At 74.3% G+C, this 14129-nt stretch carries 16 protein-coding genes; 6 read left to right on the top strand and 10 right to left on the bottom strand.

The genetic code is table 11. From position 1 onward, the window contains the following. Positions 1-501: TetR/AcrR family transcriptional regulator (locus ACWCSD_RS33370; protein WP_449920848.1), on the top strand; the 501-nt coding region annotated here is incomplete at its 5' end. On the opposite strand, the gene ACWCSD_RS33365 is transcribed toward ACWCSD_RS33370, so the two are convergent. Continuing rightward, the gene (locus ACWCSD_RS33365) at positions 426-1070 is read right to left on the bottom strand and encodes an AAA family ATPase (RefSeq protein WP_397218753.1); all 645 of its coding nucleotides are present in this window, start codon (positions 1068-1070) and stop codon (positions 426-428) included. The genes ACWCSD_RS33370 and ACWCSD_RS33365 overlap by 76 nt on opposite strands. Positions 1071-1155: 85 nt before the next feature. Here ACWCSD_RS33365 and secY point away from each other — a divergent pair, with 85 nt between their 5' ends. Further along, on the top strand, positions 1156-2445 hold the full coding sequence (gene secY / locus ACWCSD_RS33360) for a preprotein translocase subunit SecY (RefSeq protein ID WP_352353596.1): 1290 nt from the start codon (positions 1156-1158) through the stop codon (positions 2443-2445). A gap of 51 nt (positions 2446-2496) precedes the next feature. Here the strand turns inward: secY and ACWCSD_RS33355 are convergent, their stop codons facing one another. The 3 genes from ACWCSD_RS33355 to ACWCSD_RS33345 form a co-directional block, all read right to left on the bottom strand. Further along, a complete protein-coding gene (locus ACWCSD_RS33355; protein ID WP_449920851.1) occupies positions 2497-3147 on the bottom strand; it encodes a response regulator in 651 nt (216 codons plus the stop codon). A gap of 116 nt (positions 3148-3263) precedes the next feature. After that, on the bottom strand, positions 3264-4556 hold the full coding sequence (locus ACWCSD_RS33350; RefSeq protein ID WP_449920844.1) for a sensor histidine kinase: 1293 nt from the start codon (positions 4554-4556) through the stop codon (positions 3264-3266). Positions 4557-4809: 253 nt separating this feature from the next. Beyond that, a complete protein-coding gene (locus ACWCSD_RS33345) occupies positions 4810-5715 on the bottom strand; it encodes a phosphotriesterase family protein (RefSeq protein ID WP_358302470.1) in 906 nt (301 codons plus the stop codon). 149 nt (positions 5716-5864) lie between these two features. Between ACWCSD_RS33345 and ACWCSD_RS33340 the strand changes: the two genes are divergently transcribed. Together ACWCSD_RS33340 and ACWCSD_RS33335 are read left to right on the top strand one after the other, a co-directional pair. Beyond that, entirely contained in the window at positions 5865-6320 is a 456-nt protein-coding gene (locus tag ACWCSD_RS33340) for a TIGR02611 family protein (RefSeq protein WP_352327238.1), read from the top strand. 72 nt (positions 6321-6392) lie between these two features. Beyond that, positions 6393-7322, top strand: a complete 930-nt coding sequence (locus tag ACWCSD_RS33335; RefSeq protein WP_449920840.1) for a TolB family protein — start codon at positions 6393-6395, stop codon at positions 7320-7322. Here the strand turns inward: ACWCSD_RS33335 and ACWCSD_RS33330 are convergent. Both ACWCSD_RS33330 and ACWCSD_RS33325 read right to left on the bottom strand, forming a co-directional pair. Then, positions 7317-7637, bottom strand: a complete 321-nt coding sequence (locus tag ACWCSD_RS33330) for a GroES family chaperonin (RefSeq protein ID WP_357700902.1) — start codon at positions 7635-7637, stop codon at positions 7317-7319. The genes ACWCSD_RS33335 and ACWCSD_RS33330 overlap by 6 nt on opposite strands. Positions 7638-7712: 75 nt before the next feature. Continuing rightward, a complete protein-coding gene (locus ACWCSD_RS33325; protein ID WP_449920836.1) occupies positions 7713-8624 on the bottom strand; it encodes an endonuclease/exonuclease/phosphatase family protein in 912 nt (303 codons plus the stop codon). Positions 8625-8691: 67 nt separating this feature from the next. Here ACWCSD_RS33325 and ACWCSD_RS33320 point away from each other — a divergent pair, with 67 nt between their 5' ends. Next, the gene (locus ACWCSD_RS33320; RefSeq protein ID WP_449920833.1) at positions 8692-9945 is read left to right on the top strand and encodes an ArgE/DapE family deacylase; all 1254 of its coding nucleotides are present in this window, start codon (positions 8692-8694) and stop codon (positions 9943-9945) included. A 19-nt stretch (positions 9946-9964) separates the two neighbouring features. On the opposite strand, the gene ACWCSD_RS33315 is transcribed toward ACWCSD_RS33320, so the two are convergent. Then, positions 9965-10282 carry a rhodanese-like domain-containing protein gene (locus tag ACWCSD_RS33315; protein WP_352323684.1) on the bottom strand — a complete coding sequence of 106 codons (318 nt, stop codon included), beginning with the start codon at positions 10280-10282 and terminating at the stop codon, positions 9965-9967. A 37-nt stretch (positions 10283-10319) separates the two neighbouring features. On the opposite strand from ACWCSD_RS33315, the gene ACWCSD_RS33310 reads away from it, so the two are divergent. Further along, positions 10320-10958, top strand: coding sequence for a TetR/AcrR family transcriptional regulator (locus ACWCSD_RS33310; protein WP_397162323.1), 639 nt, complete (start codon positions 10320-10322; stop codon positions 10956-10958). Positions 10959-10987: 29 nt separating this feature from the next. Here ACWCSD_RS33310 and ACWCSD_RS33305 read toward each other — a convergent pair whose 3' ends face one another. From ACWCSD_RS33305 to ACWCSD_RS33295, 3 genes are read right to left on the bottom strand one after another with little or no spacing between them, the layout of a single operon-like run. After that, positions 10988-11791 (bottom strand): ABC transporter ATP-binding protein, encoded by an 804-nt coding sequence (locus tag ACWCSD_RS33305; protein ID WP_397162322.1) that lies wholly within the window; start codon positions 11789-11791, stop codon positions 10988-10990. After that, positions 11791-12798, bottom strand: coding sequence for a FecCD family ABC transporter permease (locus ACWCSD_RS33300; RefSeq protein WP_387665902.1), 1008 nt, complete (start codon positions 12796-12798; stop codon positions 11791-11793). The genes ACWCSD_RS33305 and ACWCSD_RS33300 overlap by 1 nt, the downstream gene beginning before the upstream one ends. Continuing rightward, complete coding sequence (locus ACWCSD_RS33295) at positions 12795-13775, bottom strand: FecCD family ABC transporter permease (RefSeq protein WP_449920828.1); 981 nt, start codon at positions 13773-13775, stop codon at positions 12795-12797. The genes ACWCSD_RS33300 and ACWCSD_RS33295 overlap by 4 nt, the downstream gene beginning before the upstream one ends. Positions 13776-14129 lie beyond the last annotated feature (354 nt).

Below are 14129 nucleotides of genomic sequence, written 5' to 3'. Positions count from 1 at the left end.
GCCAGGCGGCTCGGCATCCAGCCGCCGTCGCTGTACAAGTACTTCCCGTCCCGGCACGCGGTCTACGACGCCCTGTTCAGGCGCGGGCAGGAGGGCTACCTGGCGGCCGTGCGGCGGGGGGCCGAGCCGCACGAGCCGGGGCTGGCGGCCATGGGGTCGTCCCTGGAGGCCGGAGCGCGGTGGATCATGGAGAACCAGGTGCTGGCCCAGTTGATGTTCTGGCGGCCGGTGCCGGGGTTCGCGCCCTCGCCCGAGGCGTACGCGCCCGCGCTGGCCGTCCACGAGCACTTCGCCGAGCTGATCAGGGCCGCCGTCGGGCGCGGTGAGCTGCATCCCGACGCCGCGGGCGAGGAGGGGCTGGCCCTGGCCGCGAGCCTGATCGCCGGGCCCGTGTCCCAGCAGCTCAGCAACGAGCCGGGCGCCTCCTACGAGGAGGGGCGGTTCACCCGGCTCGTCCCCCGGCTGCCGGCCGTGTTCGCGGCGGTGTACCCGCCGCCGTGAGCTGGTCGCGGAGGCGTACCCGCCGCCGTGAGCTGGTCGCCGACCGGCGGCGCGCCCCGCCGGTTGTCGATCTCCAGGTGCGGCACGACGGGCGGCTCGTCCACCCGGATGTTCCTCAGGTAGTCGGCGAAGGCCGCCAGCTTGCCCGCGTCCCTGGCCAGGCCGCGCGCCTCCAGCCGGGCGCGCAGCGTCGGCCCGTCCGAACGCACCCACAACAGGCGCACGGGCGGGCCGCCCAGCTCCGCCACCCACCGCGCCCAGCGCGCCGCGTCGTGCACCTGCGCGGTGAACGGGCCGTCGAGCAGCACCGGGCAGCCGTGGCCGCGGATCTGCGCGGCGATCCTGGTCAGGCCGGTGTACTCGTGGTGCTTGACGTGCCGGTCGTACCAGGGGCCCTCGCGCTCGCCCTGGTCGCGGCCGTGGGCCCGCAGGACCTCCGCGACGAGGTCGCCGTAGACGGTGTCCTTGTCGAGCAGGGCGGGCACCGGCGACAGGCGGGCCAGCAGCTCGGCCGCCACCGTGGACTTGCCCGCCCCCGGCGGCCCGCTGATCACCCACACGGTCGTCATGCGCCCAACCTACGCGGATCTGCGTACGCGGGTGCCTCGCCTGGGCGGACGACGTCCGGCTCGCCCGCGGACAGACTTCCTGCTCATGCTGACTGTCTTCGCCAGAGCGTTCCGGGTGCCGGAGCTGCGCAGGAAACTGCTGTTCACCTTGGGGCTGATCGTGCTGTTCCGCCTCGGCCAGATCATGCCCGCGCCCGGCGTGGACGTCGTGGCCGTGCGGCAGTGCGTGGGCTCGGCGAGCGGCGGCGTCTTCGACATGATGCAGATGCTCAGCGGCGGCGCGATGCTCCAGCTGTCGGTGTTCGCGCTGGGCGTCATGCCCTACATCACGGCCAGCATCATCCTGCAGCTGTCCGCCGTCGTGGTGCCGCGGCTCGACACGCTCAGGAAGGAGGGGTCCAACGGGCAGGCGCGGATCACCCAGTACACCCGTTACCTGACCGTCGGCCTCGCCGTCCTGAACGCCACGACCGTCGTCACCCTGGCCCGCTCGGGGAACCTGCTGCCCGGCTGCGCCCGTCCGCTGCTGCGCGACCAGGGGCTGCTCGCGGTGTCGGTGATCGTGGCGACGATGGTCGCGGGCACCTGCGTGGTCATGTGGATGGGCGAGCTGATCACCGACCGGGGGATCGGCAACGGCATGTCGATCCTGATGTTCACGCAGGTCGTGGCGGTGTTCCCGGGGTACATGGCGAAGATCTTCGTGCTCACGCCGTTCGGGTTCGCGGTGATGCTGGCGGCCGGGTTGTGCCTGGTGGCGGCGGTGGTGTTCGTCGAGCAGGCCCAGCGGCGGGTGCCCGTCCAGTACGCCAAGCGCATGGTGGGGCGGCGCATGTACGGGGGGAGCAGCACGTACATCCCGCTCAAGGTCAACCAGGCGGGGATCGTACCGGTGATCTTCACCTCGTCGCTGCTCTACGTGCCGACGCTGGCCGCGCCGCTGCTCGGCGCGGAGGCGGGCGCCTGGGTCTCGCGCAACCTGACCGCCGGGACCCATCCGCTCTACATGAGCGTGTACGTGCTGCTGATCGTCTCCTTCGCCTACTTCTACGTCGCGATCACCTTCAATCCCGTCGAGGTGGCCGACAACATGCGGCGGTTCGGGGGGTTCGTGCCGGGGATCCGGCCGGGCGCGCCGACGGCCCGCTACCTGGCGTACGTGTTGTCGCGGCTGACCGCGCCCGGAGCCGTCTACCTCGGCGTGCTGGCGCTGCTGCCGCTGGTGGCGTTCGCGATCCTGCGCGACCCCGGCACGCAGCAGAACTTCCCGTTCGGCGGGACCAGCGTGCTCATCATGGTCGGCGTCGGGCTGGACACGGTCAAGCAGATCGAGGCCCAGCTCCAGCAGCGCAACTACGAGGGCTTCCTGCGGTAGGCCGCGTGTCCGGCGGCGGGGGGGGTACCGTCGGTGGGCCGCGTGCCCGGCTCAGGCCGGCGGCGCGAGCCCGGCCCGCATGGCGAACACCACGAGCTGGGCCCGGTCGCGGGCGCGCAGCTTGACCATGGCCCGGCTGACGTGCGTGCGCACGGTGTCGGGGCTGATCACCAGCTCCCTGGCGATCTCGTCGTTGGACCGGCCCGTCGCCACCCACGCCACCAGCTCGCGCTCGCGCGGGGTGAGCGTGCCCAGGCCCTCGACGGGCTCGGCGCCGCCGCGGCCGAACAGGCCGATGACCTTCCTGGTGATGGACGGCGACAGCAGCGCCTCGCCCGCCGCCACCACGCGCACGGCGTTGACCAGCTCGTCGGGCGCGCTGTCCTTGAGCACGAAGCCGCTCGCCCCGGCCTGGAGGGCGGCGAAGACGTACTCGTCGACGGCGAACGTGGTCACCACGACGATCCGGGTGCCGGCCAGCGTGGGATCGGCGGCCACGGCCCGCAACGCGGACAGGCCGTCGGTGCCGGGCATGCGGATGTCGAGCAGCAGCACGTCGGGACGGGTGCGGCGGATCAGGTCGAGCGCCGCCGCGCCGTCGGCCGCCTCGCCCACGCACTCCATGCCGGGCTCCCGCTCCAGCAGCGCCCGCAGCCCCATCCGCACGACGGCCTGATCGTCGGCGACCGCCACCCTGATCACGCGGCCCCCGGCGCCCGTACCGGGCAGGGCTGTGCCGACGGCGGGCGCGTCCGGGCCTGTCTGGGCGGGGGTGTGCGTGTCCGGGCCTGGGGGGTGGGGGCCTGGGCCGGAGGCGGTCATGCCTCGTACCGGGGGAAGCGGGCGGTCACCTGGAAGCCGCCGCCCTCGCGGGGCCCGGCGGTGAGCCGGCCGCCCGCCTCGGTGACGTGGGCGCGCATCCCGGCCAGCCCGCGGCCCTCGGCGGCGCCGTTCCAGCCCGCGCCGCGGTCGGACACCTCCAGGACGAACGCGCACGGGCCGTCGGCCAGGCGCACCGAGGCCCTGGTCGGGCCGGCGTGCCGGAGCACGTTCGTGAGGGATTCGCGGACCACCCGGTAGACGGCGTCCTTGAGATGGGCGGGCACGGCGGGATCGGCAGGCTCGACGTCGACCGGCAGGCCCGCGGCGCGTACGCCGGCGATGAGGCCGGGCAGGTCGGCGGCCGGCGGGTCGATGCCGTCGAGCGCGGCGCGCAGGTGGGCCAGGGCGGTGGTGCTGGTCTCCCTGATCGCCCGGAGCGAGGCCCGTGCCTGCTCGGGGTCGTCGTCGAGGACGACGAGCGCGAGCCCGGCCTGCATGGCGATGGCGGCGAGCCCGTGACCGGCGGCGTCGTGCACCTCCCCGGCGATCCGCGCCCGCTCGGCCGCCACCACCTCGGCCTTGCCGAGCAAAGCCCCCGACCGCCCGAGCGCGGCGTCCGCCTGCCCGAACCCGATTTCCGCCGTGTGCGGGACGGTCTGCGGGACGGCCCCCGCTGTGTGCGGGACGGCGTCCGCCGTGTGCGGGACGGCCCCCGCCGTGTGCCGGACGGTCTCCGCTGTGTGCGGAGCGGCGTCCGGCGTGTGCGGGGTGGCGGTCGCGGAGGCATCGGCGGTGGCGGCGGGCCGGACGGGACGAACGGTGGCGGCGGGATGGGCGACCGCAGGCGCCGGGATCCCCCAGGCCGCACCCACCGGCCAGGCCCCGCGCCCCGAAGCCGCATCCCCGCCCCCCGGACCGCACAACGCCCCGCCCCCACCAACGGGCACACCCGGGACGAACGCGGACGGCGACGAGGAGGGGGAAGTGAGCGCGGACGGCGACGCGGTGTGCGAGGCGAGCGCGGACAGCGGCGTGCTGTGGGGGGCGAGTGCGGACGGCGGTGGGGCGGTGTCGGAGGCGTGGGACGAGGGCGGGGGCTCGGCGTCGGCGGCGGCCGCCGCTGCCGCGGCCCTGGCCTGCGCGAGGCCGCTGAACGACCACGGGACGGCCAGCCACCCGGCCCAGGCCAGCATGACGACGACCGGGACGTCACCCGCCCGGCTCAGGCGCGACAGCGCCGCGACCGACCTGCGCAGGCGCCCGCCGCGTTGCGTGTGCTCGCTCACCATCCCCCACCCGGCCAGGCTCGTGTCGCCCCGATCCTAGCGAGTTCTGGGCGGCACGGTCCGATCACCGCCCGCCCGGCCGCCCCGAGACGATCTTGACGACAGGGCCCGGATCAGCCCCTCGGGCCCGCACACGCCCCTCGACGAGGGACTGCCCGCCGATCGGGCTCAGCACCCGGCCGGTCAGCCGGTGTCGGGGTGGCGGGCGGCGTCAGCGCATCCGGTCGGTCAGCCGGTGTCGGGGCGGGGCCCCGGGTCAGCGCATGCCGTCGGTGAGCCAGCGCAGGGGGTTGTCGTGGGTGATCAGGCGGATGACGTCCTCGCCGGTGCCGGCCTCGCGCAGGCGGGGGAGCAGGCTGTGGAACAGGTGGGCGTAGCCGCAGCCGCCGTACCGCTGGACCTGGGCCACGCGGCTCAGGCCGGTGCTGAGGAGCAGGCGGTCGGCGTGGCCGTCCTCGATGAGGCCGAGCGCGATCCTGGCCGCCTGGTCGGGGCCGAGCGCCAGGACGCTGAGGCTGACGTACGCGCCCGCCTCGGCGATCTTGCGGGCGCCGCCCAGGTCGCCGGAGTAGCCGGCGGCCACGCGGGAGCCGGGCAGGTTCTCGCCGAGCAGGATCTCCAGCAGCGCCGGGGCGTTCTGGCCGTGGGTGGCGACGGGCAGGCGCGACTGCCGGGAGGCGCGGGCGGCGGCGCGCAGGCAGCGCTCCTCGCGGGCGGTGGGCTCGGCGCCCCAGCTGCCGACCTCGCCGATCACGCCGGGGAAGACACCGGTGCCGTCCACGCCGCTGGAGATCTCGGTCATCAGGCGCCGGGTGAGCTGCTCGACGTCCTCGTCGCCCACGTCGGTGAACGGCTGGGCGAAGAAGCCGGTCGAGGCGATCACCGGCACCCGGCTGCCCGCCGCGATGCGGGCCAGGGCGGCGGCGTCGCGGCCCATGCCGAGACAGGTGAGCTCGACCACCAGGTTGAGCTCGTCGGACTGGCGCAGCTCGCGGAGCTCCGCGGTGACAGTGGTCTCCTCGTCGAGCCAGCGGTGGGGGTCGGAGTCGATGCCGACCGCCCAGCGCATGTCGTTGCGCAGGTGCTCGTGGGGGAGTACGGCGCCGTTCACCGCTGCCGCGCGGATCGGGCCGGTGACGGTGCGAAGGATGACCTCGGGCATAGCCGACATTAACCGATAGTTGCCGGAATACCCTTACTTCTGGCGGGAAATTTTACTCTTCGTCCTGTTTGGCGGCCTGCTAGTGGTCTGCAAGTGTTCCTGCCAATGTGGGCCGTATCCTGAGAGGCAGCCGACGACACGGGGGAGACGTGCCGATCCAGAACTCCGAGACGGGCGACGCCGACGTGATGAAGGACGAGGCCGCCGACCGCTCCGCCATGCCCGCCCGCCGAGGCGGTCTGAAGGGCCGGCTCGACGGCATACGGTCCACCCGCGCGGGCGCGCTCACGCTGAAGATCGTGGTCGGCGTCATCGGCGCGGTGATGGTGGTCGGCGGCCTGATCATGGTGCCGTTCCCCGGGCCGGGCTGGCTCGTGGTGTTCGCCGGGCTGGCGGTGCTGGCCACCGAGTTCCACTGGGCCCACCGGGTGCTGGAGTTCGGCAAGCAGACGCTGCACGCCTGGACGCAGTGGTACAAGCGGCAGGGCTGGACGGTGCGCATCCTCGTGCTGCTGGTGACCGTGGCCGCCGCCGCGGTGATCGTCTACTTCGGCATGCTGACGCTCGGCATCGACCTGCTGGAGATCGCCCAGCGTTTCGTCTAGTTCCGCGGGGGCTTTCAGACCGGGTCGTTATCGTTCCCGGAATCGCCGCCTTTCCCTGCCTATTCTGCGGGCGTGCTCGCTCACCTAGCCGTCGCGCTGTCGCTGACGTTCCTCGCCCCGGCCGCCGCTCGGGCCGACCTGACGTTGCCGGAAACCGGCGGCATGAAATATCACGAGAAATCGGGCGACCCGGTACGGCTCAGCGCGTACGGCCTCGGCACCGGCCGCACCTACCTGCGCGCCGCCACCGGCGACTCCTTCACCCGGCAGAAGGGCCTGTCGGAGGTGGCGGTCTCGCCGGACGGCCGCCTGACGGCCGGGGTGTCGTCGTCCTACCGGGCGGGCTACGACTCCGTGGTCGTCACCGACCGGGCCACCGGCAAGACCGCGCGGATCCGTACCGTCAAGAAGCCCATGACGGCGGCCTACGCCTCCTGGTCCAGGGACGGCAGGAAGCTCGCGCTCACCGTCGAGCAGAAGAGCGGCGGGACGTGGCGGGTGCTCGGCTTCACGGTGGTGGACGTGCGCGCGGGCACCGCGAGCACGGTCCGCGTCGCGGGCCTGGCCCGGAAGGCCGGCTTCTGGTGGAGCCCCGACGGCAACCTCGTCAGCATGTACGGCACCGGCCTGCGCATCTACCGCCCCACGGACGGCGCGGTGCTGCGCACGTACGCGGACGTGGGCCTGCCGACCGGCCCCGAGGACTCCTACGCGCCTTCGGGCAAACGCCTGACGACGTGGTGCCCCTCGCGGTTCAAGGAGCAGGTGTGCCTGCTCGACCTGGCCACCGGCACGATCGCCCAGCGCGTGGCCGTCAAGCCGGCGGCCCTGTTCGGCTGGTGGGACGACACCCATCTGATCGCCGTCACGACGGCCGGGAAGGGCCGCCGCCTATCGGTGCTCGACCTGACCGGCCGGACGACGCGGGTGCTCGCGGACGTGCCCGCCGCCACCTGGGCCGCCGAGCTGTGGGTCAACTTCGCCAGGACCCGGGTGTCATAGGTACAGGCCCGTGCCGTGGTCGGTCTCCTGGGTGGCCACCGCGTGCAGGTCGCGCTCGCGCATGACGAGGTAGACCCGCGCGTGCACCTCGACCTCGAACTGGTCTTCCGGGTTGAACAGCACCTTGTCGCCCACCTTGACCGCGCGCACGTTCGTGCCGACGCCGCAGACCTCGCCCCACGACAGCCGGTTGGCCATCTTGACCGTCGCGGGGATGACGATCCCGGAGCCGCTGCGCCGCTCCTCGGCCTCCTGCTCCAGCCGGATCATCACTCGATCGTGCAGCATCTGAATCTCGAACTTGGGCGCTTCCACGGGTCACAGTTTACGAGCCGCCGCAGCTCCGGAATCCCGCGGTCGTCCCAGGTCCCGCCTTCCCCGGGGATGGGGTCACGGCAGCAGGAGCTCGGCGTACACCGGACGGTGGTCGCTGCCGACCGGCGCGAGCACCCGGAAGTCCCGCACCGCCATGCGGTCGCCGGCCAGCACGTGGTCGATCGTCACGCCGGGCAGCGGGCCCCATCCGCCCCACGTCGTGGACAGGCCGCGGCCCATGGCGTCGGCCGCGTCGCGGTAGCCGGCGGCCAGCAGCTCGCGCAGCGGGAGGTGGTCGAGGGTGGCGTTGAAGTCGCCGGCCAGCACGCGCAGCCGTCCGCCGCCGCGCGGCAGGCGCTCCAGCCCCGCCAGCCAGCACGGCTGCCGGCCCGTCCGCTTGGGGGCGCACGGATGCACCGAGACGATCTCCACCCGGGCCCCGCCGGGGTGCGTCAGCACGGCCGTGGCCTGGCCGAACCCGCCCGCCTCGATCAGCTCGCCGGCGGTGAGGGGATGGCGGGCGTACACGGCCGAGCCGCCCACGCCCTTGGCGGGCCACGTCACCGTGTACGGCAGCAGCTCGCGCAGCCCGGCCGCCGTCAGCCGCCGCTCGGCGAGGGGCGTGAACTCCTGCAACGTCAGCACGTCCGGCCGCAGCGACCTGACCTGCGCGGTCAGCTCGGCCGCGTCGGCCGTGCCGACCAGCAGGTTGGCGGCCAGCACGCGCAGCGGCGCGCCGTGGGCGGCCGGCGCGGGGTCGGGCAGCGCGCGGGGCAGCACCGCGACGCCCAGCGCCAGCACCGTGACCAGCGCGACCGCCCCCGCCGCCCACCGCCGCAGCAGCCCGGCGAGTGCCAGGCCCAGCGCCGCCCCCACCGCCGCGTACGGCGTGAACGCGACCACCGGCACCCACGGCCAGTCCGGCTCGAACCCGCTCAGGCGCACCGCCGCCCAGACGGTGAACGGCGTCACCGCGATCCAGCTCATCCAGCTACGCACGTTCTGTATCGCCATATGTCGTGAAAGGCGTTCACGGCGTGAGAAAGTGTGCTGCATGCGCGACGTGGAAGCCCGGGTCCTGAACGCCATCGACGAGGCGGAGACCGTCGGCCTGCTGGCCGAGACGGTGCGCGTCCCGAGCGTCACGGGCACCGACGCCGAGTCCGACCTCCAGCACCGCTTCGCCCGCCTGCTCGCCGAGGCCGGCCTGGACGTGGACGTCTGGAAACTCGACCTCGCCGACCTCACCGCGCGCGCCGGTTTCCCCGGCACCGAGGCCCCCAGGCAGGAGGGCTACGGCGTCGTCGCCGTGACCGAGGGTGAGGGCGTGCCGGCGCTGGCCCTCCAGGGCCACGTGGACGTCGTCCCGACCGGCGACCTGGCCAAGTGGGAGGGCAGCGACCCGTTCGCCGCCCGGATCACCGGCGACGTGCTGCACGGCAGGGGCGCCTGCGACATGAAGGCCGGCCTGGTGGCCAACCTGGCCGTCGTGCGGGCGCTGAAGCGGGCGGGGGTGCGCCTGGCCAGGCCCCTCGCGGTGCACTGCGTGATCAGCGAGGAGGACGGCGGCCTCGGCGCGTTCGCCACCCTGGCCAGGGGCCACACGGCGGAGGCCGCGGTGATCACCGAGCCCACCAGCGGCGCGGTCATCACCGCCAACGCCGGCGCGCAGACCTTCCGGCTGGAGGTCGCCGGCCGCGCCGCGCACGGCGCCACGCGGTACGAGGGCGTCAACGCGATCGAGGTCTTCTGGCCGGTGTTCGAGGCGATCAGGCGCCTGGAGGCCGACCGCAACCGGGACGTGCCGGAGCTCTTCGGCGCCAACCCCATGCCGTACCCCATCGAGGTCGGCACCGTGCGGGCCGGCGACTGGGCGAGCACCGTGCCGGACCTGCTGGTCGCCGAGGGACGCCTCGGCGTGCGCCTGGACGAGGACCCGGCCGCGGCGCGGGCGGCCTTCGAGGAGGCCGTCGCCTCGACCGGCCATCCGTGGCTGCGGGACAACCCGCCCGCGGTGACCTGGCCGGGCGGCCAGTTCGCCAGCGGCCGGCTGCCCGCCGGGCACGAGCTGCTCGGCGCGGTCGACCAGGCCGTCGCCGACGTCGCGGGCCGCCGTCCGGCCGAGGCGGCCGCGCCGTACGGGAGCGACCTGCGCCTGTACGCGGCGGGCGGCGTCCCGACCCTGCACTACGGCCCGGGGGACGTCCGGTTCGCGCACGCGCCCAGGGAGCAGGTCGAGCTGGCCGAGCTGCGCGAGGTCACCCGCGCGCTGGCGCTGCTCGCGGTGCGCCGCTGCGGCGTCCTGTGAGCAGTTCCCGGTACGACGGTCACAGGGACGACTCGACCGGCAGGCCGGCCCCGACCCAGTCCTCGATGCCCTCGACGTACCGGCGCACGTCGGTGTAGCCGAGCGCGGTCAGCCGGTTGGCCACGGCCTTGCTGTTGCCGCAGGCCGGGTTGGAGCAGTAGGTGACGATGGTGGCGTCCTTGTCGGGCAGCAGCTCGGCGGCGCGCTCGGCGACCTCGCTCTCCACCAGGGCGACGGCCCCGGGCAGGTGCTGCTGGGCGTAGTAGGAGCCGCCGAGCGTGTCGAGCACGGTCACGCTGCCCAGACGGGCGTGCAGCTCCTCGCGGGTGATGGTCATTGTGGCCTCCGAGCGAAATGGACTAGAGTCCGGATGTGTGAATGGCCAGGAACCTAACGGACCGCAGTCCGGTTCGTCAAGCGAGTCGCTGGAGCTGCTGACCGGCAAACCGGTCAGGGAACGCGCGGACGCGGCCCGCAACAGGGAGAAGGTGCTCGCGGCCGCCGCGCGGCTGTTCGCCGAGAAGGGCGTGGAGGCCGTGTCGATGGACGCGGTCGCCGCCGAGGCGGGCGTCGGCAAGGGCACGCTGTTCCGCCGGTTCGGCGACAAGTCGGGGCTGGCGGTGGCGCTGCTGGACGCCCGCGAACGCGACCTGCAAGAGCGCGTGCTGTCGGGGCCGCCGCCCGTGGGCCCCGGCGCTCCGGCCGCCGAACGCCTGACCGCCTTCACGGCCGCCTACCTCGACTACCTCTACGCCCACCTCGACCTGGTGCGGATGTCCGAGACGGCCAGCCCGGGGGCCCGCTACCGCATCGGCGCCTACCGCTTCTGGCACCGCCACGTCGCGATCCTGCTGGCCGAGGCCCGGCCCGGCGGCGACGCCGACGTGCTCGCCCACACCCTGCTGGCCGCGATGGGCGCGGAGGCGGCCGGGGTGCTGCGCGAGGAGTACGGCCGCGAGCGCGCGACCGCGGGCATCACGGCCCTGGCCGCCGCCCTAGCCCAGCCGGTCTAGCTCAGGCGGTCCGGCTCAAGTGGTTCGGGTCAGGCGGGGGCGGCCACCCGCCGCCGCGCCTCGGGCACGATCATCGGCGTGCCCGACTGCGGGTCCTGGATGATCTCGCACCGCAGGTCGAACACCCGGTGGACCAGCTCGGGCGTGACGATCTCGGCCGGCACGCCCTCGGCCACGACCTCGCCGGCCCGCATGACGATCAGGTGGGTGGCGTACCGGCACGCCTGGTTGAGGTCGTGCAGCACGGCGACCATGGTCCGGCCGGCCTCGTGCAGGTCGGCGCAGAGGTCGAGCACCTCGATCTGATGGGAGATGTCCAGGAACGTGGTGGGCTCGTCCAGCAGCAGGATCGGCGTCTCCTGGGCCAGCGCCATGGCCAGCCACACCCGCTGCCGCTGCCCGCCGGACAGCTCGTCCACGATCCGGTCGGCCAGCCCGGCGACGTCGGTCGCGCGCATGGCCTCGGCCACGGCCGCCTCGTCGGCCCTCGACCACTGGCGCATGAGCCGCTGGTGCGGGTAGCGGCCGCGGGCCACCAGGTCGGCCACGCTGATCCCGTCGGGCACGATCGAGCTCTGCGGCAGCAGGCCCAGCCGCCGCGCCACCTCCTTCGACGGCAGCGCGGTGATCACGCTGCCGTCCAGGTGCACGGCGCCCTTCCTGGGCCTGAGCATCCTGGCCAGCGCGCGCAGCAGCGTGGACTTGCCGCACGCGTTCGGGCCGATGATCACGGTGAAGGACTCGTCCGGGATGGCCACGCTGAGCTCGGTGGCCACGACGCGCTGGTCGTAGGCGAGGGTGAGGCCGGTGCCCGACAGGCGGTGGTCAACCATCAGTGACGATCCTTTCGCAGGAGCAGCGCGAGGTACGTGCCGCCGACGGCGGCGGTGACCACCCCGACGGGAAGCTGGGTCGGCGCGAGCAGCCGCTGGGCGACCAGGTCGGAGGCGGTCAGCAGCACCGCGCCCATGAGCGCCGAGGCGCCCATCGTGACGCCGGGGGAGCGGGTCAGCCGGCGGGCGATCTGCGGCGCGGCCAGCGCGACGAAGACGACGGGCCCGGCCGCCGCGGTCGCCACGCCGGTCAGCAGCACCCCGGCGGTGATGGCCGCGGCCCGTACGGCCTCGACCTTGACGCCCATGGCCCGGGCCGCGTCGTCGCCCATCTCGATCATCCGCATCGGCCGCGCCACCAGCGCGCACACCGGCAGCAGGACGGCCAGCGCCACCGCGACCGGGATCGCGTGGTCCCACCCGCGCCCGCCGAGGCTGCCGGTCAGCCACGCGCCCGCGGTGGCCGCGTCGTTGATGTTGGCCCTGGTCAGCAGGTAGTTGTTGACCGCCAGCAGCAGCGTGTTGGCGCCGATGCCGACCAGCACCAGCCGGTAGCCCTGCACGCCGCGTCGGAAGGCCAGCGCGTAGACCAGGACGGCGGTGACCACGCAACCGGCCAGCGCGCCGCCCGCGATCGTCATGGCCGAGCCGCCCGCGACGACGGCGAGGATGCCGCCCGTCGAGGCGCCGGCGGTGAAGCCGATGAAGTCGGGGCTGCCCAGCGGGTTCTTGGTCAGGCTCTGGAAGATCGCGCCGCCCGCCCCGAACGCCGCGCCCACCAGCAGCCCGGTGACCACGCGCGGGGCCCGCAACCTGCTCACGATCAGCTCGGCGACCGGCGTGCCCTGGCCGAACAGGGCGTCCAGGATGTCGGGCACTGAGACGGTGAACTCGCCGGTGGCGATCGCCGCCACGCCCACCCCGCAGCCGACCGCCACGAGGGCGGCGCAGACGAGCAGGGACCGGGGCGCGAGCCGTACGGACCAGGGGCCGAGACGTACGGTCACAGCGCCGCCACCCGCCTGCGCCGGGCCAGCAGGATGAAGATCGGCGCGCCGATCACCGCCCACACGATGCCCACCTGCACCTCTCCCGGACGCGCGATCAGCCGCCCGACGACGTCGGCGCCCAGCAGCAGCACGGGCGCGGCCAGTGCCGAGTACGGCAGCACCCACCGCTGGTCGCCGCCGACCAGCGCGCGCACGGCGTGCGGCACGACCAGCCCGACGAACCACAGCGGCCCGGCGGCGGCGGTCGCGGCCCCGCACAGCAGCGTGACGGCCACGCCGGTGAGGACGCGCGTCCTGCCGACCGCGACGCCCAGCGAGCGCCCGGCGTCGTCGCCGAGCGAGAGCATGTTGAGCGGCCTGGCCAGCGTCAGCCCGAGCACCAGCCCCGCCACCATGAAGGGAGCCAGCCGCACCAGCGTGTCCGCGTTCTGCCCGGCCAGCGAGCCGGTCAGCCAGAACCGCATCCGGTCGAAGGTCTGCGCGTCCATGCGCAGGATCGCCGAGGCGACGGCCGTGAACACCATGCCGAGCGCGACCCCGGCCAGCGCCAGGCGTACCGGTCCGGCGCCGGAGCGGCCGGCCGCGGCCAGCGCGTAGACGACGACGGAGGCCACCGCGGCGCCGCCGAAGGCGAACCAGACGTACACGGCGGGGTCGGAGAGGCCGAACAGGCCGAGCGCTAGCGTGACGCCGAGCGCGGCGCCCTCGTTGATGCCGAGCAGCCCCGGGTCGGCCAGCGGGTTGCGGGTCAGACTCTGGATGAGCGCCCCCGCCAGGCCCAGCGTCGCGCCGACGCCGATGCCGAGCAGCGTGCGCGGGATGCGCAGCTCGCGGATGACGACGTGGTCGCTGGAGCCGTCGGGGGCGAGCAGCGCGTCGATCACCGTCGAGAACGGCACCGACCGCGCCCCGAGCGCCACGCTCGCCATCGCCACCAGCGCCAGCACCCCCGCGGTCACGACCAGCCCGCTCACCAGCACGGACGCGGAGCGGCGCGGCCGCGGCCCCTCCCCGGTCCCCGCCGCGGAACCGGATCGGTGTTCCACGGTCCCCGCCGGACGCCCGCCGGCGGGCTCAGCCGTGTCCTCAGCCGGGCGCACCCGACCCCCTCTCGTAGCGGTCAAACTTAGGCAAGGCTAATCTAATGTCTCCGTAAGAAGGCAAGCCTAACCTTAGGAGCTGGACATGTCGGGACCGGTATTCGCGCGCAGAGGCTTCCTGGCCGCCACGGCAGGGCTCGCGGCGGCCCTGACACTGTCGGCCTGCGGCGGCGGCACCCGGGCGGCGGGCGACGGCGGCGCGACCGCCTCGGCCGCGCCCGCCGCGCA

The organism is Nonomuraea sp. NPDC001684 (assembly GCF_053596515.1).
Note: the sequence above shows the minus strand (reverse complement) of the source record. Positions and strands in the feature narration are given on the sequence as shown.

Bases quoted from the DNA above. Each gene is read 5' to 3' on its own strand.
- ACWCSD_RS33345 (WP_358302470.1), bottom strand. From the start codon at position 5,715: ATGCCCGAGGTCATCCTTCGCACCGTCACCGGCCCGATCCGCGCGGCA.
- ACWCSD_RS33320 (WP_449920833.1), top strand. From the start codon at position 8,692: ATGCGCGACGTGGAAGCCCGGGTCCTGAACGCCATCGACGAGGCGGAG.
- ACWCSD_RS33350 (WP_449920844.1), bottom strand. From the start codon at position 4,556: ATGGTGAGCGAGCACACGCAACGCGGCGGGCGCCTGCGCAGGTCGGTC.
- secY (WP_352353596.1), top strand. From the start codon at position 1,156: ATGCTGACTGTCTTCGCCAGAGCGTTCCGGGTGCCGGAGCTGCGCAGG.
- ACWCSD_RS33315 (WP_352323684.1), bottom strand. From the start codon at position 10,282: ATGACCATCACCCGCGAGGAGCTGCACGCCCGTCTGGGCAGCGTGACC.
- ACWCSD_RS33325 (WP_449920836.1), bottom strand. From the start codon at position 8,624: ATGAGCTGGATCGCGGTGACGCCGTTCACCGTCTGGGCGGCGGTGCGC.
- ACWCSD_RS33365 (WP_397218753.1), bottom strand. From the start codon at position 1,070: ATGACGACCGTGTGGGTGATCAGCGGGCCGCCGGGGGCGGGCAAGTCC.
- ACWCSD_RS33305 (WP_397162322.1), bottom strand. From the start codon at position 11,791: ATGGTTGACCACCGCCTGTCGGGCACCGGCCTCACCCTCGCCTACGAC.